The 25,713-nt window shown below is 65.1% G+C and carries 20 protein-coding genes and 1 tRNA gene; 8 read left to right on the forward strand and 13 right to left on the reverse strand.

Going from position 1 to position 25,713, the window contains the following annotated elements; translation table 11 throughout:
• Positions 1–11: 11 nt before the first annotated feature.
• Together HTA01S_RS12815 and rtcA are read left to right on the forward strand one after the other, a co-directional pair.
• Positions 12–803: a nucleotidyltransferase domain-containing protein gene (locus HTA01S_RS12815; RefSeq protein WP_068171982.1), complete on the forward strand. Its 792-nt coding sequence runs from the start codon at positions 12–14 to the stop codon at positions 801–803.
• A 17-nt stretch (positions 804–820) separates the two neighbouring features.
• A complete protein-coding gene (gene rtcA, locus HTA01S_RS12820; protein WP_068171985.1) occupies positions 821–1,858 on the forward strand; it encodes an RNA 3'-terminal phosphate cyclase in 1,038 nt (345 codons plus the stop codon).
• A 61-nt stretch (positions 1,859–1,919) separates the two neighbouring features.
• On the opposite strand, the gene HTA01S_RS12825 is transcribed toward rtcA, so the two are convergent.
• The 8 genes from HTA01S_RS12825 to HTA01S_RS12855 all read right to left on the reverse strand — a co-directional run bounded on the left by HTA01S_RS12825 (position 1,920) and on the right by HTA01S_RS12855 (position 6,699).
• Positions 1,920–2,007: transfer RNA gene (locus HTA01S_RS12825), tRNA-Ser, on the reverse strand.
• Between the two features lie 57 nt (positions 2,008–2,064).
• Positions 2,065–2,748, reverse strand: coding sequence for an urease accessory protein UreG (gene ureG / locus HTA01S_RS12830; RefSeq protein ID WP_068171988.1), 684 nt, complete (start codon positions 2,746–2,748; stop codon positions 2,065–2,067).
• Between the two features lie 14 nt (positions 2,749–2,762).
• Positions 2,763–3,488 carry an urease accessory protein UreF gene (locus HTA01S_RS12835; RefSeq protein WP_068172136.1) on the reverse strand — a complete coding sequence of 242 codons (726 nt, stop codon included), beginning with the start codon at positions 3,486–3,488 and terminating at the stop codon, positions 2,763–2,765.
• The gene (ureE, locus tag HTA01S_RS12840) at positions 3,475–4,020 is read right to left on the reverse strand and encodes an urease accessory protein UreE (protein ID WP_068171991.1); all 546 of its coding nucleotides are present in this window, start codon (positions 4,018–4,020) and stop codon (positions 3,475–3,477) included. Before ureE ends, HTA01S_RS12835 begins: the two co-directional genes overlap by 14 nt.
• A gap of 21 nt (positions 4,021–4,041) precedes the next feature.
• Entirely contained in the window at positions 4,042–5,760 is a 1,719-nt protein-coding gene (gene ureC, locus HTA01S_RS12845; protein ID WP_068171994.1) for an urease subunit alpha, read from the reverse strand.
• Positions 5,761–5,787: 27 nt separating this feature from the next.
• Positions 5,788–6,093 carry an urease subunit beta gene (locus HTA01S_RS12850; protein WP_068171996.1) on the reverse strand — a complete coding sequence of 102 codons (306 nt, stop codon included), beginning with the start codon at positions 6,091–6,093 and terminating at the stop codon, positions 5,788–5,790.
• Positions 6,094–6,103: 10 nt separating this feature from the next.
• Positions 6,104–6,262 (reverse strand): hypothetical protein, encoded by a 159-nt coding sequence (locus tag HTA01S_RS25250; protein ID WP_157572088.1) that lies wholly within the window; start codon positions 6,260–6,262, stop codon positions 6,104–6,106.
• A 134-nt stretch (positions 6,263–6,396) separates the two neighbouring features.
• The gene (locus HTA01S_RS12855; protein WP_068171998.1) at positions 6,397–6,699 is read right to left on the reverse strand and encodes an urease subunit gamma; all 303 of its coding nucleotides are present in this window, start codon (positions 6,697–6,699) and stop codon (positions 6,397–6,399) included.
• A gap of 251 nt (positions 6,700–6,950) precedes the next feature.
• Between HTA01S_RS12855 and HTA01S_RS12860 the strand changes: the two genes are divergently transcribed.
• Both HTA01S_RS12860 and HTA01S_RS12865 read left to right on the forward strand, forming a co-directional pair.
• A complete protein-coding gene (locus HTA01S_RS12860) occupies positions 6,951–10,586 on the forward strand; it encodes a hybrid sensor histidine kinase/response regulator (RefSeq protein WP_068172001.1) in 3,636 nt (1,211 codons plus the stop codon).
• The gene (locus HTA01S_RS12865) at positions 10,583–11,614 is read left to right on the forward strand and encodes a response regulator transcription factor (protein ID WP_068172004.1); all 1,032 of its coding nucleotides are present in this window, start codon (positions 10,583–10,585) and stop codon (positions 11,612–11,614) included. Before HTA01S_RS12860 ends, HTA01S_RS12865 begins: the two co-directional genes overlap by 4 nt.
• Positions 11,615–11,674: 60 nt before the next feature.
• Here the strand turns inward: HTA01S_RS12865 and HTA01S_RS12870 are convergent, their stop codons facing one another.
• The 5 genes from HTA01S_RS12870 to HTA01S_RS12890 form a co-directional block, all read right to left on the reverse strand.
• The gene (locus HTA01S_RS12870) at positions 11,675–13,288 is read right to left on the reverse strand and encodes a type I restriction-modification system subunit M (protein ID WP_068172006.1); all 1,614 of its coding nucleotides are present in this window, start codon (positions 13,286–13,288) and stop codon (positions 11,675–11,677) included.
• Between the two features lie 22 nt (positions 13,289–13,310).
• The gene (locus tag HTA01S_RS12875; protein ID WP_068172009.1) at positions 13,311–14,501 is read right to left on the reverse strand and encodes an AAA family ATPase; all 1,191 of its coding nucleotides are present in this window, start codon (positions 14,499–14,501) and stop codon (positions 13,311–13,313) included.
• Positions 14,498–15,790, reverse strand: a complete 1,293-nt coding sequence (locus tag HTA01S_RS12880; RefSeq protein ID WP_068172022.1) for a restriction endonuclease subunit S — start codon at positions 15,788–15,790, stop codon at positions 14,498–14,500. Before HTA01S_RS12880 ends, HTA01S_RS12875 begins: the two co-directional genes overlap by 4 nt.
• 133 nt (positions 15,791–15,923) lie before the next feature.
• Positions 15,924–17,390, reverse strand: a complete 1,467-nt coding sequence (locus tag HTA01S_RS12885) for a Fic family protein (protein ID WP_068172025.1) — start codon at positions 17,388–17,390, stop codon at positions 15,924–15,926.
• Positions 17,383–20,451, reverse strand: coding sequence for a type I restriction endonuclease subunit R (locus HTA01S_RS12890; RefSeq protein ID WP_068172027.1), 3,069 nt, complete (start codon positions 20,449–20,451; stop codon positions 17,383–17,385). The genes HTA01S_RS12885 and HTA01S_RS12890 overlap by 8 nt, the downstream gene beginning before the upstream one ends.
• A gap of 207 nt (positions 20,452–20,658) precedes the next feature.
• Here HTA01S_RS12890 and urtA point away from each other — a divergent pair, with 207 nt between their 5' ends.
• From urtA to urtD, 4 genes are all read left to right on the forward strand, one after another.
• Positions 20,659–21,921, forward strand: coding sequence for an urea ABC transporter substrate-binding protein (gene urtA, locus HTA01S_RS12895; protein WP_068172140.1), 1,263 nt, complete (start codon positions 20,659–20,661; stop codon positions 21,919–21,921).
• Between the two features lie 179 nt (positions 21,922–22,100).
• A complete protein-coding gene (urtB, locus tag HTA01S_RS12900) occupies positions 22,101–23,702 on the forward strand; it encodes an urea ABC transporter permease subunit UrtB (protein WP_084236077.1) in 1,602 nt (533 codons plus the stop codon).
• On the forward strand, positions 23,699–24,829 hold the full coding sequence (urtC, locus tag HTA01S_RS12905; RefSeq protein WP_407656108.1) for an urea ABC transporter permease subunit UrtC: 1,131 nt from the start codon (positions 23,699–23,701) through the stop codon (positions 24,827–24,829). Before urtB ends, urtC begins: the two co-directional genes overlap by 4 nt.
• Positions 24,826–25,701 (forward strand): urea ABC transporter ATP-binding protein UrtD, encoded by an 876-nt coding sequence (urtD, locus tag HTA01S_RS12910; RefSeq protein WP_068172030.1) that lies wholly within the window; start codon positions 24,826–24,828, stop codon positions 25,699–25,701. The genes urtC and urtD overlap by 4 nt, the downstream gene beginning before the upstream one ends.
• Positions 25,702–25,713: the final 12 nt, after the last annotated feature.

Here is a 25,713-nt window from a genome sequence, read left to right on the forward strand (position 1 = left end):
TAGACCCCGCCATGCGCGAGCAGATCATGACCCACCTGCGCGCCATCGAGGCCGAGCACGACGTCACCATCCTGTTCGCCTGCGAGTCGGGCAGCCGGGGCTGGGGCTTTGCTTCACCCGACAGCGATTACGACGTGCGCTTCATCTACGTGAACCGTCTGCCGTGGTACCTGCGCGTGGAGCCAGGCCGCGACGTGATTGAGCTCCCCATCAGCGGCGACCTGGACATCAACGGCTGGGACCTGCGCAAGGCGCTGGGGCTGATGCGCGAGTCCAACCCCACGCTGCTGGAGTGGCTGCGTTCGCCCATCGTCTACTGCGAAGAGGCCCAGTCGATGGCGCGGTTCCGGGCTCTGGCCGAGCGGGTGTTTTCCAGCGCCAAGGCCTGGCACCACTACACCTCCATGGTCAGGAAGAACTTCCGGGAGCATCTGCATGCGGACGAGGTGCGCTACAAGAAATACCTCTATGTGTTGCGCCCGCTGCTGGCCGCGCGCTGGATTCGCGACCTGCCCGGCGTGCCGCCGATGCGTTTTGCCGAGCTGGCGCAGCGCACGCTGGACGCCACGGCCGACGCCGCCTTGATCGATGAGATCAACGCGCTGCTGGAGGTGAAGATGCGCGCCGGGGAGTCCGCGACCAGCCCGCGCTGGGTGGGCCTGCACGACTTCATCGAGCGCGAACTGGCCGCCGCGCTGGCGCACACCCCCGGCAAGGAACCGAAGGCGCATGGGCCCGAGCTCGACCAGTACCTGCACGACGCGGTGCTGCGTTTTGACGCAGAGGCACAGAACAACAATTGAAAAGAAGCAGCAGAAACATGATCGAAATAGATGGCTCCGTGGGCGAGGGCGGCGGACAGATATTGCGCAGCTCGCTGGCCCTGTCCATGTGCACGGGCCAGCGCCTGAGCTTGACCCGCATCCGCGCGGGGCGCGCCAAACCCGGCCTGATGCGCCAGCACCTCACCTGCGTGAAGGCCGCGGCCGAGGTCTGCGGCGCCGAAGTGGAGGGCGCCGAGATGCACTCGCAGACGCTGCGCTTTGCGCCGGGCAAGGTGCGTGCGGGCGACTACAGCTTCAACGTCGGCACGGCCGGCAGCTGCACGCTGGTGCTGCAGACCGTCTGGCCGGCGCTGCTGCTGGCCGACGCGCCGAGCCGTCTGACGCTGGGCGGGGGCACCCACAACCCGATGGCGCCGCCTTTCCATTTCCTGGAGCGCAGCTACGCGCCGTTGATGCGCCGGCTGGGCGCGAACGTTGAACTGGCGTTGCGCCGGATGGGCTTCTACCCGGCCGGTGGTGGCGAGATCACGGCCACGGTATGGCCCGCGGCCGACAGCCTGCAGCCCTTCGACCTGACCGAACGCGGGCCGAGGGTGGACGGCTATGCCGAGTGTTTCGCCCCTGCGCTGCCGCGCACGGTGGCCCAGCGCGAGCTGGGTCAGCTGGGCGCCGCCCTGGGGTGGCGCGACGACCAGCTGCGCGTGGCGGCCGTTCGCCAGAACGAAGGCCCCGGCAACGCGTTGCTGGTGACCCTGGTTCACGGGAACGCCAGCGAGGTCTTCACCCAGTTCGGCGAAAAAGGGGTCAGCGCCGAAAAAGTGGCGCGCGAGCTGGTTCGCGAGGTGCGGAACTACCAGATGAGCGACGCGGCGCTGGGGCCGCACCTGGCCGATCAGTGGGCCTTGCCGCTGGCGCTGGCCGTGTGGAAGCGCCAGTGCGCGGCGGCCTACACCTGTTCGGAGTTGACCGCTCACGCGAAGACCAACTTCGACGTGATCCAGCGGTTTCTGCCGGTGCGCTTCTCGATCCAGGCGATGGACCGGGGCTGGCGCGTCTTGGCCGAACCGGTTTGACCGACACGATGGGGGGATGAAACGAACAACGGGCCGCGAGGGCCCGTTGTTCATGGTGTGTTGGCGGAGACGGTGAGATTCGAACTCACGGACCCTTGCGGGTCGGCAGTTTTCAAGACTGCTGGTTTAAACCACTCACCCACGTCTCCGAGTGCGGTTGCAGCCCGCGATTCTAGCCTGTGGCCGGGGAATGGGGCGGGCGGCTCTCAGGCGGCGGCGGGCTCGGTGGCTGGGGTTTCCTGGCGCAGCATGCCGCGGGTTTCGATGAAGCGCACCACCTCGGCCACGCCGTCCAGCGTCTTGAGGTTGGTCATGACCCAGGGGCGGCGCGCCGTGTCGGGCCGCATGCGCGCGGTGTCGGTTTTCATCACTTCCAGGTCGGCGCCCACGTGGGGGGCGAGGTCGGTTTTGTTGATGACGAAGAGGTCGCTCTTGGTGATGCCGGGGCCGCCTTTGCGCGGGATTTTTTCACCAGCGGCCACGTCGATCACGTAGATGGTGAGGTCGCTCAGCTCGGGGCTGAAGGTGGCGGCCAGGTTGTCGCCGCCGCTTTCCACGAACACGATGTCGGCGTTGGGGTGTTCGCCCAGCATGCGGTCGATCGCTTCGAGGTTGATGGAGCAGTCTTCGCGGATAGCGGTGTGCGGGCAGCCGCCGGTCTCCACACCCATGATGCGGTCGGCCGGCAGCGCGCCGCTGACCGTGAGCAGGCGCTGGTCTTCCTTGGTGTAGATGTCGTTGGTGATGGCGATCAGGTCGTACTGCTCGCGCATGGCTTTGCAGAGCATTTCCAGCAGGGTGGTCTTGCCCGAGCCTACAGGCCCGCCGATGCCCACGCGCAGTGGGGGGAGCTTCTTGGTGCGGTTGGGGATGTGGTGCAGGGCAGTCATGTGGGGCTCGGGTTTCAGGATCTGAACAGGCGGGAGTACTGGGTTTCGTGCCGCGCCGAATGGATGGCCAGCAGCGGGGTGAAGGCCTGGCGGGTGTCGTCGGTGAGCGTCAGGGCGTGGTCCACCGCTGCGGGCACCTCCAGCGCCAGCCGCGCGAGCATGCGCTGGCCCGCGCTCTGGCCCAGCGGCACCGACTTGATGGCCGCCTGCACCATGTTCTCGGCCCAGCCAAAGGCGAAGCCGATCAGGCTGTCGCGCACCGCCGCGTCGGTGCTGGCGGCCGCGCAGGCCATGGCCACGGGGTAGCTGGCCGGGTTCAGCCGGGCCGATTGCAGGCGCTCAAACACGCCCGCGCCCAACTCGCCCAGGCAACGCGCCCATTCGAGCAGCGAGCGGCCCATCTGCTCGGTCTGCAGGCGGAATTCGGCGGTTTCGCGGGTCTGCAGCACCCAGGCGTTGAGCGTGTGGATGCGCTCCAGATCGCCCTGGCGCCAGGCGGGGATGGCCTGCGCCACCACGGCGAGGTCGGCACGCGCCAGGCCCAGGTGCAGCTGGTCTTGCAGCCACCCCGCGGCGCTGGCCTCGTCGATCACCTGGCCCGCGTCCACCGCGGCTTCCAGCCCTTCGGAGTAGGAGAAACCGCCCACCGGCAGCGCGGGCGAGGCCAGCCACAGGATCTGCAGCAGCCCGGCCGCCGAGCGCGGAGGCTGCGCCGCACCGGCGGGATCAGCCGTGTGCATGGCCCTTGGCGTGGCCGTGATCGTGGCCATGCCCGTGGTCGTGTCCACCAGCCGGCGGATGCGCGCCATAGGCGCCACCTTCGGGCTCGAAGGGCTCGCGGGTTTCCACCACCGTGAGGTGCATGGCGCGCAGCATGTCGGCCAGCACGTGGTCGGGCTCGATCTTGAGGTGGTCGGGTTGCAGCTCGATGGGCACGTGGCGGTTGCCCAGGTGGTAGGCGGCGCGCATGAGGTCGAAGGCAGCGTCGTGCGTGTGGCCGTGGTGGTGGTCGGTGCAGGCGGTGATGCGCAGCACGGGCTGCGGTGCGGCCACCACGCGCAGGAGCGAGCCGTCCTGGGTGATCAGCACGTCGCCGCCGCGCACCACGGTGCCGCGCGGCAGGAAGACGCCCACATTGCGGCCGTCGGACGCGGTGGCGTCAAAACGGCTTTTCTGGCGCACATCCCAGTCCAGTTCGATGTGCGCGGCACGGCGCACCAACGCAGGGGCGAGGCCCTGGGCCTGGGGGATGAGCTTGGAAGCTTGAAGCATGAATAACAGAGGTTGAGATGGTCAGAACAGGAAGTATCGCTGCGCCATCGGAAGTTTGCTGGCGGGCTCGCAGGTCAGCAGCACGCCGTCGGCCCGCACGGTGTAGCGCTGGGGGTCGATCTCCATCTTCGGCAGATAGCTGTTGTGCACCATGTTCGCCTTGGTGACGCTGCGGCAACCCTGCACGGCCACGGTGGTTTTCTGCAGGCCGTAGCGTTCGCCCACGCCGGCAGCCAGCCCGGCCTGTGACACAAACGTGAGGCTGCCACGCGCCAGCGAGCGGCCGAAGCTGCCAAACATGGGGCGGTAGTGCACCGGCTGCGGCGTGGGGATGGAGGCGTTGGGGTCGCCCATGGCGGCCAGCGAGATCGTGCCGCCCTGGAGCACCAGGGCCGGTTTCACACCAAAAAAGGCCGGTTTCCAGACCACGATGTCGGCCCACTTGCCCACTTCGAGCGAACCCAGGGTGTGCGCGATGCCGTGGGCAATGGCCGGGTTGATGGTGTATTTGGCGATGTAGCGCTTGACGCGGAAATTGTCGTTGCGGCTGCTGTCTTCGGGCAGCGTGCCGCGCTGGCTTTTCATCTTGTCGGCCGTCTGCCAGGTGCGGATCACCACCTCGCCCACGCGGCCCATGGCCTGGCTGTCGCTGCTCATGATGCTGATGGCACCCATGTCGTGCAGCATGTCTTCGGCTGCAATGGTCTCGTGGCGGATGCGGCTCTCGGCGAAGGCCAGGTCTTCGGGGATGGCGGCGTCCAGGTGGTGGCAGACCATCAGCATGTCGACGTGTTCGTCGAGCGTGTTGACGGTGTAGGGCATGGTCGGGTTGGTGGACGAGGGCAGGAAGTTCGCCTCGCCCACCACGCGGATGATGTCGGGCGCGTGGCCGCCGCCCGCGCCCTCGGTGTGGAAGGCGCAGAGGGTGCGGCCTTTGGTGGCCGCGATGGTGTTCTCGACAAACCCCGATTCGTTGAGCGTGTCGCTGTGGATCGCGACCTGCACGTCGGCCGCCTCGGCCACGTCCAGGCAGTTGCTGATGGCGCTGGGTGTGGTGCCCCAGTCTTCGTGCAGCTTCAGGCCGATGGCACCCGCGTCCACCTGCTCGTGCAGGGCCTCGGGGCGGCTGGCGTTGCCCTTGCCCAGGAAGCCCAGGTTCATGGACAGGCCGTCGGCCGCCTGCAGCATGCGTTCGATGTGCCAGGGGCCGGGCGTGCAGGTGGTGGCGAAGGTGCCGGTGGCCGGGCCGGTGCCGCCGCCGAGCATGGTGGTCACGCCCGAGGCCAGGGCCTCGTCCACCTGCTGCGGGCAGATGAAGTGGATGTGGCTGTCGATGCCGCCGGCGGTGACGATGTGGCCTTCGCAGCTGATGATCTCGGTGCCCGGGCCGATGACGATGTCCACGCCGGGCATGGTGTCGGGGTTGCCCGACTTGCCGATGGCGGCGATGCGGCCGTCCTTGAGGCCGATGTCGGCCTTGACGATGCCCCAGTGGTCGATGATGAGCGCGTTGGTCAGCACCGTGTCCATCGCGCCTTGCGCACGGGTCCTTTGCGACTGCGCCATGCCGTCGCGGATTGTCTTGCCACCGCCGAACTTGGCCTCTTCGCCGTAGCCACCGGCGGCCAGGGTGAAGTCTTTTTCCACTTCCACGATCAGGCCGGTGTCGGCCAGGCGCACGCGGTCACCGACGGTGGGGCCGAACATGTCGGCGTAGGCGCTGCGGGGGATGGTTGCCATCTGCTCAATCCTTGCGTTGTTCTGTGTTCAGACTTTGCCTTGCACCAGGCCGCGAAAGCCCACCACGATCCGGTCGCCCGCATAGTCCACCAGCTCCACGGTGCGCTGCTGGCCGGGCTCGAAGCGCACGGCCGTGCCCGAAGCGATGTTCAGCCGCATGCCCTGGGCGGCGGCGCGGTCGAAGTCCAGCGCGCCGTTGGTTTCGGCAAAGTGGTAGTGCGAGCCCACCTGCACCGGCCGGTCGGCCGTGTTCTGCACCGCCAGCGTGAGCGTGCGGCGGCCGGGGTTGAGGGCGTGTTCGCCCGCGTCGGTGATCAGTTCGCCGGGGATCATGGCTGCGGCCTCACTTCCTGGAGAGCCAGACCGCGAGCGCGATCAGACCCACCACCACGAAACCCAGCGCGTCGGTGGCGTGCCAGTGGCTGCCGAACAGGCCATGGCCGTCGTGGGCGAAGGCGGGCAGGGCGGTCAAGGAGGTGGCGATAGTGAGCAGCGATTTCATTTCAAGGCTCCAAAATAAAAAGCAGGCGGTCGGCGCGAAATGTCTGAATCCGGGGATGCGGTGGAACCGGCTCCGCCGGGCCACTCGCATCGCCCCCTGGGGGGTGACGCGCGCAGCGCGGCGCGGGGGGGGGGTCAAGGTATCGGCGTGTGCACCGTCACCAGCTTCGTGCCATCGGGAAACGTGGCCTCGACCTGGATGTCCGGAATCATCTCGGCGATGCCTTCCATCACGTCGTCGCGCGTGAGCACGTTGCGGCCTTCGCTCATGAGCTGGGCCACGGTCTTGCCGTCGCGGGCGCCTTCCATCACGGCGGCCGAGATCAGGGCCACGGCTTCGGGGTAGTTGAGCTTCAGGCCACGCGCCTTGCGCCGCTCGGCCAGCAGGGCGGCGGTGAAGATCAGCAGCTTGTCTTTTTCACGCGGAGTCAGTTCCATAGTTCGCTTCGCTCAAATAGCGCGTGCGGCCGCAAGTGCGGGCCGAACACGAGGAGTCAGTTCCATTTCGTTTCACTCAATAGTCAGCTCGTGCGGCCGCAAAGGCCGGCCGAACACGCGGAGTCAGTTCCATATGGGGGTTGGAGCAAGGTGTGTGCCGGGGCGGTGGATCAGTATGCCTTTGCGCGGCGGTTCCGGGTATCAGGCAGATGGCGTATGGCGCATGGCACGAAAGCTGCACTTTGCGCTGAGTGAACGCCCACCCCGACCACGCCACCGATCCCACGCCGGGCAGACCTGAGCCGGTGCAGCGCATCATCAAGGTGCGCCGCGACTACAACAGCTGGGTCGGCAGCGAGACGATGGAAGACTACGCGCTGCGCTACACGCCGCAGCGCTTTCGCAAGTGGAGCGAATGGCGCGTGGCCAACACCGCGTTCGGCGCGGCCTCGTTCCTGATCCTCGAAGCGGTGGGTGCCACGCTGCTGGTGCAGTACGGCTTCATCAACGCCGCGCTCGCGATTCTGGCCACCGGGCTCATCATCTTCCTGGCCGGCCTGCCCATCAGCGTGTACGCCGCGCGCTACGGCGTGGACATGGACCTGCTCACGCGCGGCGCGGGCTTTGGCTACATCGGCTCCACCATCACCTCGCTGATCTACGCCTCGTTCACCTTCATCTTCTTCGCGCTCGAAGCGGCGGTGATGGCCTACGCGCTGGAGCTGGCGCTGGACATCCCGCCCGCCTGGGGATACCTCATCTGCGCGCTGGTGGTGATCCCGCTCGTGACCTACGGGGTCTCGGTCATCAGCCGCTTCCAGGTCTGGACCCAGCCGCTCTGGTTGGTGATGATGTTGGTGCCTTTTGGGGCGGTCTGGGTGCTCGATCCCGGTGCATTCAGCAACGTGGTGCACTACGGCGGGGAATCGGGCGCCGGCGTGGCGTTCGACTGGCACTTGTTTGGTGCGGCGCTCACGGTGGGCATCGCGCTCATCACCCAGATGGGTGAGCAGGCCGACTACCTGCGCTTCATGCCCGCGAAAGAACCGGGCAAGGCCTGGCGCTGGTGGGTCGGCGTGCTGGCCGGCGGGCCGGGCTGGGTGATCCTGGGGGTTTTGAAGATGCTGGGCGGCGCGCTGCTGGCCTACCTGGCCCTCAGCCACATGGTGCCGCCCGACCGTGCGGTGGACCCGAACCAGATGTACCTGGCGGCCTACGAGTATGTGTTCCCGAACTACGGCTGGGCGGTGGCCGCCACGGCGCTGTTCGTGGTGGTGTCGCAGCTCAAGATCAACGTGACCAACGCCTACGCCGGCTCGCTGGCCTGGAGCAACTTCTTCTCGCGCCTCACGCACAGCCACCCGGGCCGCGTGGTCTGGGTGGTGTTCAACACGCTGATCGCCTTCATGCTGATGGAGATGAACGTGTTCCAGGCGCTGGGTGAGGTGCTGGGGCTCTACAGCAACCTCGCCATCGCCTGGATCATGGCCGTGGTGGCCGACCTGGTGATCAACAAACCGCTGGGCTGGAGCCCGCCGGGCATCGAGTTCAAACGCGCCCACCTGTACGACATCAACCCCGTGGGCGTGGGCGCCATGGGCCTGGCATCGGCGCTGTCGATAGCGGCGCACATGGGCCTGATGGGCGACACGGCGCAGGCGTTTTCGGCGGTGATCGCGATGGTGACGGCGCTGGTCGCTTCGCCGCTGATCGCATGGGCGACCCAAGGGCGCTATTACATCGCGCGCACCTCGCAAGCCTGCAGCAAAGCTGCTTGCGAGGGTTGTGCCGGAAGCGGGGAAGCCCACCCAGAAACACCGCGGAGCGGGCTTCGCCCGGCCGCAGGTGTTGCCCCCCTTCAGGGGGGTGACGCCGCAGGCGGCGCGGGGGGTGTTCTCAAGTGCGTGATTTGCGAGCGCGAATACGAAGCGCCCGACATGGCCCACTGCCCGGCCTACCAGGGCGCCATCTGCTCCCTGTGCTGCACGCTGGACGCGCGCTGCGGCGACCTCTGCAAACCCCAGGCGCGTCTCTCGGTGCAGTGGCAGGGTGCCCTGCGCACCGTGTTGCCGCGCCGCGTGTGGCCCTACCTCGAAGCCGGCCTGGCGCACTACCTGCTGATCATGGGGGTGATCGCGCCGGTGCTGGCCGCGGTGCTGGGCCTGCTCTACCGGCAGCAGGTGGAGGGCCTGGGCGAAGGCCTGCAGGCAGTGGCCGACACCGGCCTGGTGGATGCGGCGCTGCGCTCGGGCTTCCTGCGCGTCTACGCCGTGCTGCTGCTGATCGCGGCCACCGTGGCCTGGTGGCTGGTCCTGGCGCACAAGAGCCGCGAGGTGGCGCAGGAAGAGTCGAACCGCCAGACCCGGCTGCTCATGCACGAGATCGACTCGCACCGCCGCACCGACGAAGCGCTGCAGCAGGCCCGGCGCGCCGCCGACCAGGCCAACCAGGCCAAGACGCGCTACATCAGCACCATCAGCCACGAGCTGCGCACCCCGCTCAACAGCATCCTGGGCTATGCGCAACTGCTGCAGGAAGACACCGGCATGGCCCCGCACCGCGCGCAGGCCATCCGCGTGATCCACCGCGGCGGCGAACACCTGCTCTCGCTCATCGAAGGCACGCTGGACATCGCGCGCATCGAGTCCGGCAAGCTCGCGCTGGACGTGCGGCCCATGGCCTTTGCCGGCGCCATGCAGGAAGTGGCCAGCATGTTTGAGCTGCAGGCCGCGGCCAAGGGTCTGCGCTTCGTCTTCGACAGCGGCAGCCGCCTGCCCGACGCCGTGCGGGCCGACGAAAAACGCCTGCGCCAGATCCTCATCAACCTGCTGGGCAACGCGGTGAAGTTCACCCACGCGGGCGAGGTTCGCCTGCGCGTGACGCACGCGCGCGAGATGGCGCAGTTTGAAGTGCACGACACCGGCCCCGGCATGAGCGCGCTGGACCTGGAGCGCGTGTTCGAACCCTTCGCGCGCGGGCAGAACGACGCCTCGCTGGCCGCGGCCTCCGGCGCCGGCAGCTCCGGCACCGGCCTGGGCCTGACCATCGCCAAGATGCTCACCGACCTCATGGGCGGCGAGATGACCGTGCGCAGCACGCCGGGGCAGGGATCGGTGTTCACCGTGCGCCTGTTCCTGCCCGAGCTGCACGGCGTGGCGCTGCCCCGCACGGCCACCGCGCCCCTGTGCAGCGGCTACGCCGGCGAGCGCCGCCGGCTGCTGGTGGTGGACAACGAAGAGGCCGACCGCGAACTGCTGCAGCGCTGGCTGGCGCCGCTGGGCTTCGAGGTGATGCTGGCCACCAGCGGCCTGGACGCGCTGCGCCTGCTCGACGGCCTGCAGCCTGGTGCGCCGGGCGCGCCGCACGCCATCTTCATGGATCTGGCCATGCCCGGCATCGACGGCTGGGAAACCCTGCGCCGCCTGCGCGCGCGAGGCTGGGCGGGCGTGCCGCTGGCCATCGTCTCGGCCAACGCCTTCGACAAGGGGCTGGACAACGACCTCGGCCACCAGCCCCAGGACTTTTTCGTCAAACCCGTGCGGCGCGACGACCTGCTCGCCTGGCTCGGCCAGCGGCTCGGCCTGACCTGGACCGTGGCCGAACCCACGCCCGCTCCCACCACAGTGGACCCCACACCCCGACCGGCCGGCGGCGCCAGCGCTGGCGCCACCAGCCCCGCCGAGATGGCGCCGCTGCTCGAACTGGTGCGCCTGGGCTACTACAAAGGCATCGTGAACTGGCTCGACGACTGGGTGGGCCAGCGCCCCGAACAGGCCGACTTCGCCCAGGGCCTGCGCACCCTGGCGCGCGAGTTCCGCTTTGAAGCCATCGAGCAGCGGTTGCTGCAGCCGCACAGCGACAACCCGATACTGCCCGGCACGCCATGAACACCCCCTTGCCGACACCCGAACCCCTGAACGCACCCCTGCCGTCGCTGGACGCGCTGGTCGTGCTCATCGTGGACGACGTGCCCGACAACGTCGCCCCGCTGCACGACGCGCTCGACGAAGCCGGCTACACCGTGCTGGTGGCGCTGGACGGCGAGTCCGCCATCCGCCGCGCCACGCAGGCCCTGCCCGACGTCATCCTGCTCGACGCGGTGATGCCCGGGCTCGACGGCTTCGAGGTGGCGCGCCGCCTCAAGGCCGACCCGGCCACGGCGCTGATCCCCATCATCTTCATGACCGGCCTCACCGAAACCGAACACCTGGTGGCCGCGCTCGACGCCGGCGGGGTGGACTACGTCACCAAACCCATCAAGCCGCGCGAGGTGATGGCGCGCATGGGCGTGCACCTGCGCACCGCGCGCCACGCGCGCCAGGGTGCCCTGGAGCGCAGCCAGGCCCGCTACGCCCTCGACGCCTTCGGCTACGCCACCATCACCGTGCGCGAGAGCGACGGCCGCCTGATGTGGCAGACCCCGCTGGCGCGCGAACTGCTGCAGCGCTACTGCGGCACCACTGCGCCCGACACCCCGCCCGCCGTGCTGCAGTGGCTGCGCCGCCACCTGCAGGACGCCCGGGCCCAGCGAGAGCCGCCACGCCTCACGCTCGACCACGGCCCGCGCCGCCTCACCTTCCGGCTGCACCAGCGCGTGGGCGACCAGGACGGGTCCGAAGCCATCGAAGCGTCGGGCGAGGGCGGCGACTGGCTGATCGTGATGCAGGAAACCTCGGACGCCAGCGTGCTCGAAGCCATAGGCCAGGCCTTCGGCCTCACCGCGCGCGAGGCCGAAGTCTTGTACTGGGTGGCCAAAGGCAAGATCAACCGCGACATCGGCGACATCCTGGGCGCCAGCCCCGCCACCGTGAAGAAACACCTGGAACGCATCTACGCCAAGCTCGGCGTGGAAACCCGAACGGCGGCGGCAGCGATGGCGATCAACCGTGTGCCGTTGTTGCAGCCGCGGGGGTGAAAAACGGTCATTTTCTCGGGGTGTGGAACCGAGGCAACTGCTGCAGTTGGCATGAGCGACTTATGGCAGCGGCTTCAAGCCCAGCTCTTTCAGGAAGGCGTTGTGCTTTTCCTTCGCTGTCGCAATCGCCTTTTCAATGTCCACCAATTCGCGGTGCGTCGCTTCCAGGTCAATCTCTGCTTCACCCACCGCCGTGCTGATGTAGCGCGAGATGTTCAGGTTGAAATCGTTCTTCTCGATTTCGGCCATCTCCACCCGGCGTGAGTAGCGCGCGGCTTCCTCGCGGAACTGGTAGGTCTTGATGAGCTTGGCGATGTGCTCGTCGGTCAGTTGGTTCTGGCGCTTGCCTTTGACGAAGTGTTCCGCCGCGTTGATGAACAACACGTCGTCCGGCTTCTTGCACTTCTTCAACACCAGAATGCAGACCGGGATGCCGGTGGAATAAAACAGGTTGGACGGCAGGCCGATGACGGTGTCGATGTGGCCGTCCTTCAGCAGCTTCTCGCGAATGCGTGCCTCCGACCCGCCCCGGAACAGCACCCCGTGCGGCAGGATGATGGCCATCACCCCTTCGTCCTTCAGGAAGTGGAAGCCGTGCAGCAGGAAGGCAAAGTCCGCCGCCGACTTGGGCGCCAGGCCGTGGTTCTTGAAGCGCACGTCGTCGGCCATCGCCTCGCCCGGCTCCCAGCGCAGGCTGAAGGGTGGGTTGGCCACGATGGCGTCGAACCTGGGTTGCTTGGCCGGATTCAGCTCGCGCAGCTTGTCCCACTCGTTGGTGAGCGTGTCGCCGTGGAATATCTCGAACTCCGTGTCCTTCACCCCGTGCAGCAGCATGTTCATGCGCGCCAGGTTGTAGGTGGTGACGTTCTTTTCCTGACCGTAGATCTTGCCAATCGTGCCCCCCGCCTTTTGCATGCGGCGGCGCACATTCATCAGCAGTGAGCCCGATCCGCAGGCGAAGTCCATCACACTCTCCAGCCGCTGTTTCATGCCGGTTTTCGGTTCGTGGCTGTCCAGCGTGACGATGGCGGACAGCACGTCGGAGATCTGTTGCGGCGTGTAGAACTCGCCCGCCTTCTTGCCCGAGCCAGCCGCGAACTGGCCGATCAGGTATTCATATGCATCGCCCAGCGTGTCCACGTCGGTGGAAAACGCCGCTAGCCCCTCGGCAATCTTCTGGACGATGCTGCACAGCTTGGCGTTGCGGTCGGCGTAGGTCTTGCCCAGCTTGGTCGAACCCAGATCAATCTCGGAGAACAGGCCGGCAAAGGTGCTCGCGAACGACTCGGTTTCGATGTAGCGGAATCCCGACTGCAGCACGTTCAGCAGTTCGTCGTTCTGGGTGCGGGCCATGTGGGCGATGCTGCTCCACAGGTGCATGGGCAAGATCACATAGTGCACCTTGCGTCGCATCTGTTTCTCGAACGCGGGCACGTCGGCCGTGTTGTTGGCGTACCAGACCGTCAGCGGCACGCTGCGGTCATCGGCTTCCACCTTGGGGTACTCGCTGCCCAGTTCCTTTTTGGCGGCAGCCTCGTAGTTGTCCGACAGGTAGCGCAGGAACAGGAACGACAGCATGTAGTCGCGGAAGTCGTCCGCGTCCATCGCGCCGCGCAGCTGGTCGGCAATCGCCCACAGGGTCTTGCCCAGTTGTTTCTGTTTTTCTTCGGTCATGGTTGGTCTTCGTTTTCCGGGATCATGCAGCCGTTGCTTGGGCACTCTTGGCCGGCCGCTCGAAGATGTCTGGCAACGCGAACTGGTAGCGATCCAGGAACGCGTCCAGGATCTGACGGAACAGGCGCTTGTTGTCGTCCACCATCTCCGCAGGTTGGTAAATGTCGTACTTGCCGTGGCTCAGCAGGTTCAGCGCACGGGCGAACAGGTCTTCATCGTCCAGGCCATGAATGCAGGCAGAGAAGTCGTCATTGCCGAAGAAGGTGGCTGTCTTCTCCAGAATGCTGCGCAGCATGTTGAAGTGGAAGGTGAACAGCTTCCCGCTCTCGGCCGCCTTTTTAATCTCAGCCAGCATGGACACGTGATGGAAAAAGGGTGTGTCGGTGGTGGCACGCAGTGTGTACGTGTCGCCCCGCTCCGGGCGGTGAAGAAAGTACGTTCTGTGCTTGTCCTTGTTGGAGCGCAGCTCGTTGCACACCACGTTGAAGAACAGTGCATGGTGTGACGACACCACCGCCTTGATGGGAGCTGGCACCATGCGGGGCGGGTTGTCGGCTTCGCCCGGTGCGTCCGAGGCCACCGCTTCCGGGCGTTTTCGGCTCTTCGCTTTGCGCAGCAACTTGGCCAGGTCGCTGGCCACGGCAATCGCGTTGTTGTCGTCCAGCGAGGTGATGGGGTCGTCGATGTACAGGTGCTTCACCCATTGGTACGCCTCTGCCCCGTCGATCACCCGCTCGCAGATGGCCATGAACACGCACCAGATGAAGATGTTCTCTTCGCCGCGTGAGACCTTGATGTGGTGGGTCTCACCCTTGCGGAAGCTGACGGTCCACTCGTCGTAGTCGATGTCGAACAGAAAGTCCGCGTAGCGCGCCAGGTAGTGGCCGATGCGCTCGTCCAAGGCCAGCTCCTTCAGGCCCTTGAAGAACTGCGAGTCGGTGTTGATGTGCAGGCGCCGCTCGCTGTCTTTCTCCAGGTCGTTGTCCCAGGAGAACAGGTCTTCGGTGAAGGCATTGAAGTACAGCGTGTCGGGTTGGCCTTTGTTCTTGCGCTTGCCCTCGTCCTTGAACGCCATCGACAGGCGGGTCTTGCCCGTGCCGTTGTAGGCGTAGAGCAGCACAAAGTCCTGACCGCCGCCGTTCAGGTCGTCCCGCAGCCTGACGGCCAGGCGGCGCAGGTCGGTGAAGCGGTGAATCGTCGGCTTGTCGCTCATGCTTCTCGCGCCTCCGACGAGGGAAACAGCTGCTGCATTAGGCCCGTCTTGTGGGTCTTGAGTTTGTCGAGTTCTTCGGCTGCGGCGGTGATGAACGTGTCGAGGCTGTTCAGGCAACGGGCTATGCGCTGTTGTTCCTCCAAATCTCTAGGAAGCTGCACACGCAATTTCGCCTGTTCAGTTATCCCGATATAGGCCCTGGTTCCGCCGCCGGATGCTTCCACAAGGTTTGCTTGAAACGAGTCGGCTACAAAGAGCTGTGCAAGAAATTCATTTGAGAGCTTCTGGTGGTCTTTCACGCGGTAGTAGGTGACCGGCGGTGTCAGCATCAGGTACGGCGTATTGATTTTCCGCACCACCGCGACTTCACCCACCGTACCCTTGTGTGAGAGAAGCACATCACCCTCTTTCGCGAATCCTTTTTGCAGGGTGTCGGCCTGCTCTTTGCTGATGAAGTGGCATTTTTCAATGTCGATCAGTCCGCCTTTGAGATCACTTGCCATGATGAACGGTATCCCGGTCGCGACATAGTCTGATGACTTAGGGTGAATGTTCCCGTGATTCCCGTCCTTTGGCGGAAAAAGACATCCCGCCCTAACCAAACCGCCCACAGTGGTAATACTCCACTCCTCAGCATCCCGAAATTCAGGGAAGCGTAGGCGGGGTTGGGTTTCGCCTTCGCGGGGGAATAGTTGCTGCATCAGTCCTTTTTTGTGGTTCTTGAGAGCCTCCACTGTGCGCCCTTGCACGGCGATCAGTTCATCCAGGGAACTAAGGCAGTCGGCAATTCTTTTTTGTTCTTCTGGCGCAGGGATTGGAATCTGCAGCTCAGAGAACTGCTTGTAACTGATCATCTTTCCGTCACGAAGACCTTCTAGGTTCTTGGTGAGGATTTGAATGAATCGGTCCGTTTTCAGGTAATGCTTGAAATAGGAGTCACTTCCCGCTGCGCGCCTCCTCAAGATGACATATGCCGGGCTGCAGATGCCGTGGTATTGCGAGTATTCAATTCCGCCCTGAAAGGAGCGCAGGCTGATGATGAAGTCACCTACCTGAACGACCTTGTAGCTCTCGATGCTCTTTTCGCTGACTGAGACATGGTAGTCAATCATGTCGCGCGGAATGGCGCCATGCTCTTGTGTAATTGCGAGAACGGGGAGCCCGGGCTTCAGGTTCTTGTCGCTCACCTGATCAAACAGGTGGTCGCCTGAATATGTTTGCCATGGCTTGGCCCCCCGAAACTCCGGAAACCGCAGCTTGGGCACCAGCATGGTTTTTTCGCCGCTCATCGCGCCAGCCTCTTCAAATGGTGATCGGCTGGCAGGCTGCGCATTTGCGTGATGAACCCGGCCTGACTTTTAATTGAGGCGATTTCGCCGTAGTTGAACGCGCAGGCGTCCCAGCGAATGGTGCAAAACAAGTTCATTTCAACAAGGCCTTTCCTTGTGCGGTCAGGCGGTATTGCTGCAGGCGGCTGTTGGGTTTGTCGGGCAGGGTAGGTTCGATCCACAACCGCTCCAAAGCCGGTCGCAGGTAGTTGGTTCGGAAGGTTGGGCGGTGCTTCAGCGCCAGTCGCTGCTGGATGACCGAAGGTGCCAGAGGCCCCTCGGCAAGGGTTTGCAACAGCCGCAACACTGGGTCGGTGACTGGGTCGGTGACTGGGTCGGTGACTGGGGCCTCGACTTGTTCGGTCACTTGTTCGCCAGCTCCCACCCCCTGCGCCTGGGGCCGCTGCACGCTGGCGGTGAACTGGTTGCCGCCGGCTTCGCTGATCAGCTCAATCTGGGGCCACTCGCCCAGCGCACGGGGGATGCCGCTGCCCATGCCCCGGTAGGGCAGCAGCCTAAAGGCGTGTTCGCTCAGTGTGGGGTTGCGGCGGTTGCTTTTGCCCCGACGGATATCTTCAATGCTCAGGCTGTCGGGCAGCGCGCCGGGGCTGACGATGTCGATGCGGTCGCGAAACACCAGGATGCGGATGGACGCGCTGGTGAAGTAGTCGCGGTGCACCAGGGCGTTGACCAGCAGCTCTTGCAGGGCGACTTCGGGCACTTCCAGGATGCCCGGTGAGTTGAAGCCCTGGTCGCCCTGCACGCGGCGAAGGTTGCGTTTGATGAAGGCCAGCGCCTCGGCGTATTGGGTGGGCAGGGTGCCGCTGAAGTCCTGGCTGTCCTGGTAGTGGCTGTCGGCAATGCTGTTGCCGAAGAAAGCCACGGCCTTGATGGTGAACGCAGGGCGCCAGCGCAGGGGGTTGCGGCCAAAGAGCATGAGGCCGGCCAGGGTGAGTTCATGACCATCGCCCAGCCCCAGGTTTTGCAACACGGCATCCAGCGGCAACCCGGCCAGCGCGGTGTCTGCGCTGTAGTACTGGGCCAGGTAGCGGCGAAAGGCGGGTTCGTCCAGATCGACGCTGGTGGTGCCCGTGACCGGCACCACATCGGCGTACACCAGGCCACCACTCTGGAACATGCGTTGCATTTCTTCGCGGGCGGTCACGTGGCGTTTGTCGGCGCCGTGTTTGACCCAGATGCGGCCTTGCTGGTCCAGGTAGGGTTTGGCCAGCCCGTTGGGCACGGTGACCACCATCACCAGCCCGGCGTGGGTTTGCACGTTTTGTGTGTGGGGGTGCAGGGGCGGGCGCACATGCTGGCTGCTGGCGTTGCTGAGCATCTGGTTGAGGCGGCGCAGCTCGGCCGGATCCAGCCCGGCCAGGCTGCCGTCGTCGTTGACGCCAATGAGCAGGGTGCCGCCGCCGCTGTTGGCAAAGGCGGCCAGCTCGGCGGCCAGGGCGTCGGGGCTGTTGAAGCTGCGTTTGAACTGCTGGCGGGAGTGTTCGCCCAGCGCCACACGCTCCAGCAGAGCAGCTTCGGTCAGGGGCGGTTGTTCACTCATACGCGCTCAAGCCCGAAATCTCGCGCCCCTGGGCGCGTTTGTTCAGCAGGGGCATCAGCTCGGCCATCAGCGCGGTCTCGGCTTGCGCCCGGGCCTTCCATCCCAGGTCCAGCGGGGCCATGAGGTCGCTTAAGCGCTCGCCGTCCAGGATCAGGCGTTGCAGCGTGTTGTCCACAAAGGCTTGCAGGGCAGGGGCGGCCAGACTGTGCCGGGCGGCAATGGCGGCCAGTTCGGCGCCGTCCCGTTCCTTCTTGAAGCGGAGGTAGCCCTCGCGGATGGCGGTCTCGCTCAGGCCTTCGCCGGCCTTGAGGGTGTTGATGTAGGCGGCGATGTCGTCGCGCTCGTTCATGAACTTGGCGTCGGCCGCGATGATGCCGATGAGCTGCTCGCGGCTCATCTTCAGCTTGCTGCCGTTGCCTTGCTGCGTGAAGCGAGACATCAGGCCCATGATGTAGTCGTAGTCGATCACGGCGCTGGCGAACAGCACGAATTCAAAGTCGAGCTGGTCCACTTCGTCGGTGCCGGCTTGGTCGTCTGCGCCCTGCGCGCTCTTGCCTTGTTGTGCCTTGAGACGCTGGGCCGTGTCGAGGTACACGCCACGGAAGGCCTGCAGGTCTTCGCGCGGCAGGATGGCTTCGATGGCGGTGGCGTTGTCGGCGGTCAGGTCGGTGTACTGGTCGAGCTGGGTCTTGAGGCGCTGCACTTCCTTGAAGGCCTTGATGAAGGCGGCGCGGGCGTCGTCGCCCTTGAGCTGGGGCACGGCTTCGGGCGCGCAGGGCAGGCCCTGGGTCTGCATGAAGTCGGCCAGCTTGTGCACGGCAGCGTCGAGCTTTTCAATGACCACGGGCGCCTTGTCCACCAGCCAGATCTTGCGTTCTTCCTCGGTGGCGTTTTCGCCCGAGAACAGGGCGATGGACGCGTCCACGCTGTCTTGCTGCTGGCGGAAGTCGAGGATGTTGCCGTAGGGCTTGCTGCCGTTGAGCACGCGGTTGGTGCGCGAGAAGGCCTGAATCAGCCCGTGGTACTTGAGGTTCTTGTCCACGTACAGGGTGTTCAGGTACTTGCTGTCAAAACCGGTGAGCAGCATGTCCACCACGATGGTGATGTCGATCTTCTTGGCTGCCGGGTAGTCGGCGTTGGGCCACTGCTGGTCTTTGATGCGCTTTTGAACGTCCTGGTAGTACAGGTCGAACTCGCCGATGCTGTGGTTGCTGCCGTAGCGCGCGTTGTAGTCGGCCAGGATGGCTTTGAGCGCGGCCTTTTTGCCTTCGGGGTCTTCCTCGTTGTCGACCTTTTCCTGCTGCAGGTCTTGCTGCAGTTGCTTCACGTCGGGGTTGCCTTCGGCTGGGGGCGAGAACACGCAGGCGATGTTCAGCGGCTGGAAGGACGGGGCGGCCGCCTGTTTCACCTTTTGCAGTTCATCGAACAGGCCGTGGTATTCGATGGCGTCGTTGATGCTGGCGGTGGCCAGCACGGCGTTGAAGCGGCGGCCGGCGGTGGCGGTGTCGTGTTTGGCCAGGATGGCTTCGACCACGGCTTTTTTGGCCAGCGGTTCGCCGGGCTTGGGCGGGTTCTTTCCTTCCGGCTTGTAGTAGTCCACGTGGAAGCGCAGCACGTTGGTGTCTTCAATCGCGTGGGTGATGGTGTAGGCGTGTAGTTCCTTCTGGAACAGGTCTTTGGTGGTCTTGAACTGGCCTTCTTCGCCTTCGAACTGTTTGGCGGTGGCGTTCTTCTCGAAGATGGGCGTGCCGGTGAAGCCGAAGAGTTGGGCCTTGGGGAAGAAGGTCTTGATGGCCTCGTGGTTGTCGCCAAACTGCGAGCGGTGGCATTCGTCGAAGATGAAGACGATGCGTTTGTCGCTCAGCGGTTCGAGCTGTTCCTTGTAGGTCTTGAGGTCGCTCTTTTTGCGTTGCTTGTTGCGCTTGCTGTTTTCGTCCAGCGCCAGGCCCAGCTTCTGGATGGTGGTGACGATGACCTTGTCGGCGTAGTCGCTTGAGAGCAGGCGGCGCACCAGCGTGCCGGTGTTGGTGTTCTCTTCGACGCAGCCTTCCTGGAAGCGGTTGAATTCTTCGCGGGTCTGGCGATCCAGGTCTTTGCGGTCCACCACGAACAAACACTTTTCGATGTCGGGGTTGTCCTTGAGCAGGGTGGAGGCTTTGAAGGACGTGAGCGTCTTGCCGCTGCCGGTGGTGTGCCAGATGTAGCCGTTGCCGCAGTCCTGGTGGATGCAGTCCACGATGGCCTTGACGGCGTACACCTGATAGGGCCGCATCATCAACAGCTTCTGTTCGCTGGCCACCAGCACCATGTAGCGGCTGATGGCCTGGCCCAGCGTGCACTTGGGCAGGAAGGTCTCGGCAAAGTGGTCGAGGTGGGTGATCTTCTTGTTGGCCTCGTCGGCAAACTGGTAGATGGGCAGGAAGCGCTCGTCGGCGTTGAAGGCGAAGTGACGGGCGTTGTTGTTGGCGAAGTACCAGGTGTCGGTGCGGTTGCTGACGATGAACAGCTGCAGGAAGCACAGCAGCGTCTTGCTGTAGCCGTTGCCGGGATCGTTCTTGTAGTCGACGATCTGCTCCATGGCACGGCGCGGGCTGATACCCAGCGTCTTGAGCTCGATCTGCACGCAGGGCACGCCGTTGATGAGGATGAGAACGTCGTAGCGGTGGTGGCTGTAGTCGGTGTTGATGCGCAGCTGGTGAATGACCTCGAAGCTGTTCTTGCACCAGTCTTTGATGTTGACCAGCGTGTAGTTCAGCGGGGTGCCGTCGTCGCGGGTGAAGGTTTCGCGCTCTCGCAGCTTCCGCGACGCGGTGAAGACATCGGGGGTAACGATCTCGTCCAGCAGGCGGGTGAATTCACCGTCCGACAAGTTGACGCGGTTCAGGGCTTCGAACTTCTCGCGAAAGTTCCTTTCCAGTGCAGCGCGGTCGCGAATGTCTGCGCGGTATTCGTACTTCAGGTTCTGAAGCTTGCCGATGAAGCCGTATTCGATCTGATCCTCTTTGACGGTCCGCGGCGGTGTTCCGCTCGGCTGGTCGTAGGTGGACGTGTTCGTGGGCATGGATGGGTGAATGGAGCTCTGTCCAAAAGGAAGTTGACCGAGATTGTGACCGGTCGGCGTTCCGGCATACGCCACCCGGCGTACAGACGTTCCCCAGGGCCTTCCCTAGCATCCAGTTGTCCGCTGTGAACCGCCCGGAAACGGGTGGTCGGCGGCCAGAGTCACCCCACCAACGGATGTTTTTTTGAACCCTGGAGAAGCGCCATGATGCAACGTCGATTCACCCTCAAAGCCCTGACGGTCGCCACCGCCCTGGGCGCTTTCGGCCTCTCGGCCCACGCTGCCGACACCATCAAGGTCGGTGTGCTTCACAGCCTGTCGGGCACGATGGCCATTTCGGAAACCGTGCTGAAAGACGTGGCCCTGATGGCCATCGACGAGATCAACGCCAAGGGCGGCGTGCTCGGCAAGAAGCTCGAACCCGTGGTGGTCGACCCCGCTTCCAACTGGCCGCTGTTCGCCGAGAAGGCCAAGCAGCTGATCGATCAGGACAAGGTGGCCGCCGTGTTCGGCTGCTGGACCTCGGTCTCGCGCAAGTCGGTGCTGCCGGTGTTTGAAGAGAAGAACTCGCTGTTGTTCTACCCGGTGCAGTACGAAGGTGAAGAGCTGAGCAAGAACGTGTTCTACACCGGTGCCGCGCCCAACCAGCAGGCCATTCCCGCGGTCGAATACCTGATGAGCAAGGACGGCGGCTCGGCCAAGCGCTGGGTGCTGCTGGGCACCGACTACGTCTACCCCCGCACCACCAACAAGATCCTGCGCGCCTTCCTGAAAGCCAAGGGCGTGAAGGAAGAAGACATCATGGAGGAGTACACCCCCTTCGGTCACTCCGACTACCAGACCATCATCGCCAACATCAAGAAGTTCGCCGCTGCGGGCAAGAAGACGGCTGTGGTCTCCACCATCAACGGCGACTCCAACGTGCCGTTCTACAAGGAACTGGGCAACGCCGGTCTGTCGGCCAAGGACGTTCCGGTGGTCGCCTTCTCGGTGGGTGAAGAAGAGCTGCGTGGTGTCGACACCAAGCCGCTGGTGGGCCACCTGGCCGCCTGGAACTACTTCATGAGCGTGAAGAACCCGACCAACGCCGAGTTCACCAAGAAGTGGGCCGCCTACGCCAAGGCCAAGGGCATCGCTGGTCACAAGGACAAGCCGCTGACCAACGACCCGATGGAAGCCACCTACATCGGCATCAACATGTGGGCACAGGCGGTCGAGAAGGCCAAGAGCACCGACACCGACAAGGTGATCGCCGCCATGGCCGGCCAGACCTTCAAGGCCCCGGGTGGCTTCACGTCCACCATGGACAAGGAAAACCACCACCTGCACAAGCCGGTGTTCATCGGCGAGGTGAAGGCCGACGGCCAGTTCAACGTGGTCTGGAAGACGCCGGGCCCGGTGGTCGCCGATCCGTGGAGCGACTACATCGCCGAGAACAAGGGCAAGAAGAACATGCCCATGGTGAAGTAAATAAGCACCCCCCGCGCGCCTTCGGCGCTCCCCCCTCTCTCGCCTTCGGCGGGAGGGGGGCGACACCTTGGGCCGGCGGAGCCGGACCCTCGGTGTCCCTGGGTTGGGGCTTGGTTGGCGTTGGCCTTGAGGGTCTGTTGGCGCACTGTGCTTGGCTTGGTATTGGTTGAGGAAATTTCATGAAGATTCATTGGCTCCGGCTTCTGGGGCTGGGGTTGGCGCTGTGGATGGGCGCGGGTGCGGCCCAGGCGCTCACACCGGCTGACGCGCTGGCACTGGTGGCGGGTGAGACGGACGACCGCATCACCACCCTGAACCGCCTGGCCACCGCGGCCGACGAGCGGGCCTCGGTGCTGATACAGGCCATGGCGGACGAGTCCGTGCGCGTGGTGGGCGAGCGGGTGCTTATCGTGCAGGGCGACGGTGCGCTCGACGCCGTGACCGGCGAGCGCGTGGCCGCCGTGCCCGAAGAGGCCGAAGACGTGATGATCAACAACCGCCTGCGCAGCGCCATGGAGACGGCGCTGGCGGGCATGCAGCTGGTGGGGGCCGATGCCGCGCGCCAGCGCGAAGCCGCCAGCAGCCTGCAGCGCAACGCTTTTGACGAACCCGATGCCTCGCAGCTGCCCCTGATCGACAAGGCGCTGGCCGCCGACATCGACCCGCAGGCGCGCCAGACGCTGGAGCTGGCGCGGGCCGCCGTGCTGCTCGCCAGCGAAGACGAAGCGCAGCGCCTGCAGGCGGCGCAAAAGCTCGGCGAGGCGCGCCAGGCCATCGTGCGCCCGTTGCTGCTGCAGCGGCTGGAAACGGAGGAGAGCGCGCCGGTGCAGGGTGCGCTGAAGGCCTCGCTGGCCGCGCTGGACCGCTCGCTGGCCATCAGCAGCGCGCTGGGCCAGGCCTTCACCGGCGTCAGCCTGGGCAGCATCCTGTTGCTGGCCGCGCTGGGCCTGGCCATCACCTACGGTCTCATGGGCGTGATCAACATGGCCCACGGCGAGCTGATCATGATCGGTGCCTACGCCACCTGGCTGGTGCAGTCGTTCTTCCGCGAGGCGCTGCCCCAGTGGTTCGACTGGTACCTGCTGGTGGCCATGCCGCTGGCCTTCATCGCTTCGGCCCTGGTGGGCGCGGCGATGGAGCGCACGGTGATCCGCTTTCTCTACGGCCGCCCACTGGAAACGCTGCTGGCCACCTGGGGCATTTCGCTGGTGCTGATGCAGGGCGTGCGTAGCCTGTTCGGCGCGCAGAACGTGGGCGTGGAAAACCCGAGCTGGATGAGCGGCGGCGTCACCCTCATGGGCAACCTCAGCCTGCCCTGGAACCGCATCATCATCATCGGCTTCGCGGTGGCGGTGCTGGTGGGCGTGACGCTGCTGATCGGCAAGACGCGCCTGGGCCTGTTCGTGCGCGGCGTCACGCAGAACCGGCCGATCGCCTCGTGCATGGGCGTGAACACCGCACGCATCGACACCTACGCGTTTGCGCTGGGCTCGGGGATCGCCGGGCTGGCGGGCTGCGCGCTCAGCCAGATCGGCAACGTCGGCCCCGACCTGGGCCAGAACTACATCGTGGACTCGTTCATGGTGGTGGTGCTTGGTGGCGTGGGCCAGATCGCGGGCACGGTGTACGCCGCGCTGGGCCTCGGCATCCTCAACAAGTTCCTCGAAGGCTGGGCGGGCGCCGTGCTGGCCAAGATCGCGGTGCTGGTCTTCATCATCGTCTTCATCCAGAAGAGGCCGCAGGGCATCTTCGCCATGAAGGGCCGGAGCGCCGAAGCATGACCAACATGTCCACACCTCCCGTTCCTGCATCCGTGACGTTGCCGCAAGCCGGCCCGCTGCTCACCCGCGCCGGCTGGAGCGCCTTCATCGTGGCCCTGCTGGTGGTCTGCGCCGTGGCGCCGCTGCTCAACCTGTTCGTGCCGGCCGACAGCGCCTTCCACCTTTCCGACTACATGGTCGGCCTGTTGGGCAAGATCATGTGTTACGCCATCTGCGCGCTGGCCATGGATTTGATCTGGGGCTACACCGGCATCCTGTCGCTGGGCCATGGCCTGTTCTTCGCGCTCGGCGGCTACGTGATGGGCATGTACCTGATGCGCCAGATCGGCACCGACGGCAACTACAAAAGCGAGCTGCCCGACTTCATGGTCTTCCTGGACTGGAAGGAGCTGCCTTGGCACTGGGCGCTCTCCGACAGCTTCATCGCCACGCTGCTGCTGATCGTGCTCGTGCCCGGTCTGGTGGCCTTCGTGTTCGGCTACTTCGCCTTCCGCTCGCGCATCAAGGGCGTGTATTTCTCCATCATCACGCAGGCGCTCACCTTCGCCGCGCTGCTGCTGTTCTTCCGCAACGAAACCGGGCTGGGCGGCAACAACGGCTTCACCGATTTCAAGCGCATCCTGGGGCTTCCGATCGCGACGCAGAACATGCGCATGACGCTGTTCGTGTTGACCGGCTTCACGCTGCTGGGCTTCTTCCTCTGGGCGCGCTGGCTGGTGGGCAGCAAGTTCGGCCGTGTGCTGCAGGCGGTGCGCGACGCCGAGAGCCGTGTCATGTTCTGCGGCTACAACCCGCTGCCCTACAAGCTCACCATCTGGACGATCTCGGCCGTGATGTGCGGCGTGGCCGGTGCGCTGTACGTGCCGCAGGTCGGCATCATCAACCCGGGCGAGATGAGCACCGCCGCCAGCATCGAGATCGCGGTGTGGACGGCGGTGGGTGGCCGCGCCACGCTGGTCGGCCCCATCCTCGGCGCCTTCATCGTCAACGGCGCCAAGAGCTGGCTCACCGTGAGCTTCCCCGAATACTGGCTGTACTTCCTGGGCGCGTTGTTCATCGCGGTCACGCTGTGGATGCCGCAGGGCGTGGTGGGGCTGGTGAAGAAAATCCGTGGAGCGAAAGCATGACGCCCGACCTGATGGAAGAAGGCGCGCAGCGCTTTGAAAAACTGCAGACCGCGAGCGTGCTGGGCCGGACCGAGTCCGGTGGTCGCGCCGCCGCCTACGGTCGCCTCCACACGCCCGGCGAGGTCGACACCACGCACGGCCGCATCCTGTATCTGGAAGACGTGCACGTGAGCTTCGACGGCTTCAAGGCCATCAATGGCCTGAGCCTGGACATCGCGCCCGGCGAGCTGCGCTGCGTCATCGGCCCCAACGGCGCGGGCAAGACCACGATGATGGACATCATCACCGGCAAGACCCGGCCCGACAAAGGCCAGGTGTTCTTCGGCAGCACCATCGACCTGCTGCGCCACCGCGAGGCCGAGATCGCCGCCATGGGCATCGGCCGCAAGTTCCAGAAGCCCACGGTGTTCGAGCAGCTCAGCGTGTACGAGAACCTGGAGCTCGCGCTGGCGACCGACAAGCGCGTGCGCCACAGCATGGTGTTCCGCCCCACGGGCGAAGAGAAAGACCGTCTCGGTGAGGTGCTGACCACCATCCACCTCGCCGACAGCGCGGCGCGCCAGGCAGGCAACCTGAGCCACGGCCAGAAGCAGTGGCTGGAGATCGGGATGCTGCTGATGCAGGACCCGAAACTGCTGCTGCTCGATGAACCCGTGGCCGGCATGACGGACGAAGAAACCGAGCGCACGGCGCAGCTGTTCCTGACGCTCAAGGGCAAACACTCGCTGATGGTGGTGGAGCACGACATGGGCTTCATCCGCACCATTTCCGAGAAGGTCACGGTGCTGTGTGATGGGGCCGTGCTGGCCGAGGGAACGCTCGACGAGGTGCAGGCCGACGAGCGTGTGATCGAAGTCTATTTGGGCCGCTGAGCCGCCTACGGG

The organism is Hydrogenophaga taeniospiralis CCUG 15921, assembly GCF_001592305.1.
GTDB lineage: Bacteria > Pseudomonadota > Gammaproteobacteria > Burkholderiales > Burkholderiaceae_C > Hydrogenophaga > Hydrogenophaga taeniospiralis.

Coding starts and splice junctions, on each gene's coding strand:
- HTA01S_RS12890 (WP_068172027.1), bottom strand. CDS start 20,451: ATGCCCACGAACACGTCCACCTACGACCAGCCGAGCGGAACACCGCCG.
- HTA01S_RS12815 (WP_068171982.1), top strand. CDS start 12: ATGCGCGAGCAGATCATGACCCACCTGCGCGCCATCGAGGCCGAGCAC.
- HTA01S_RS12855 (WP_068171998.1), bottom strand. CDS start 6,699: ATGGAACTGACTCCGCGTGAAAAAGACAAGCTGCTGATCTTCACCGCC.
- ureE (WP_068171991.1), bottom strand. CDS start 4,020: ATGCTTCAAGCTTCCAAGCTCATCCCCCAGGCCCAGGGCCTCGCCCCT.
- HTA01S_RS12850 (WP_068171996.1), bottom strand. CDS start 6,093: ATGATCCCCGGCGAACTGATCACCGACGCGGGCGAACACGCCCTCAAC.
- HTA01S_RS12885 (WP_068172025.1), bottom strand. CDS start 17,390: ATGAGTGAACAACCGCCCCTGACCGAAGCTGCTCTGCTGGAGCGTGTG.
- HTA01S_RS12880 (WP_068172022.1), bottom strand. CDS start 15,790: ATGAGCGGCGAAAAAACCATGCTGGTGCCCAAGCTGCGGTTTCCGGAG.
- HTA01S_RS12870 (WP_068172006.1), bottom strand. CDS start 13,288: ATGACCGAAGAAAAACAGAAACAACTGGGCAAGACCCTGTGGGCGATT.
- urtD (WP_068172030.1), top strand. CDS start 24,826: ATGACGCCCGACCTGATGGAAGAAGGCGCGCAGCGCTTTGAAAAACTG.
- ureC (WP_068171994.1), bottom strand. CDS start 5,760: ATGGCAACCATCCCCCGCAGCGCCTACGCCGACATGTTCGGCCCCACC.
- urtA (WP_068172140.1), top strand. CDS start 20,659: ATGCAACGTCGATTCACCCTCAAAGCCCTGACGGTCGCCACCGCCCTG.
- HTA01S_RS12835 (WP_068172136.1), bottom strand. CDS start 3,488: ATGCACACGGCTGATCCCGCCGGTGCGGCGCAGCCTCCGCGCTCGGCG.
- HTA01S_RS12865 (WP_068172004.1), top strand. CDS start 10,583: ATGAACACCCCCTTGCCGACACCCGAACCCCTGAACGCACCCCTGCCG.
- urtC (WP_407656108.1), top strand. CDS start 23,699: ATGACCAACATGTCCACACCTCCCGTTCCTGCATCCGTGACGTTGCCG.
- urtB (WP_084236077.1), top strand. CDS start 22,101: ATGAAGATTCATTGGCTCCGGCTTCTGGGGCTGGGGTTGGCGCTGTGG.
- HTA01S_RS12875 (WP_068172009.1), bottom strand. CDS start 14,501: ATGAGCGACAAGCCGACGATTCACCGCTTCACCGACCTGCGCCGCCTG.
- HTA01S_RS25250 (WP_157572088.1), bottom strand. CDS start 6,262: ATGAAATCGCTGCTCACTATCGCCACCTCCTTGACCGCCCTGCCCGCC.
- ureG (WP_068171988.1), bottom strand. CDS start 2,748: ATGACTGCCCTGCACCACATCCCCAACCGCACCAAGAAGCTCCCCCCA.
- rtcA (WP_068171985.1), top strand. CDS start 821: ATGATCGAAATAGATGGCTCCGTGGGCGAGGGCGGCGGACAGATATTG.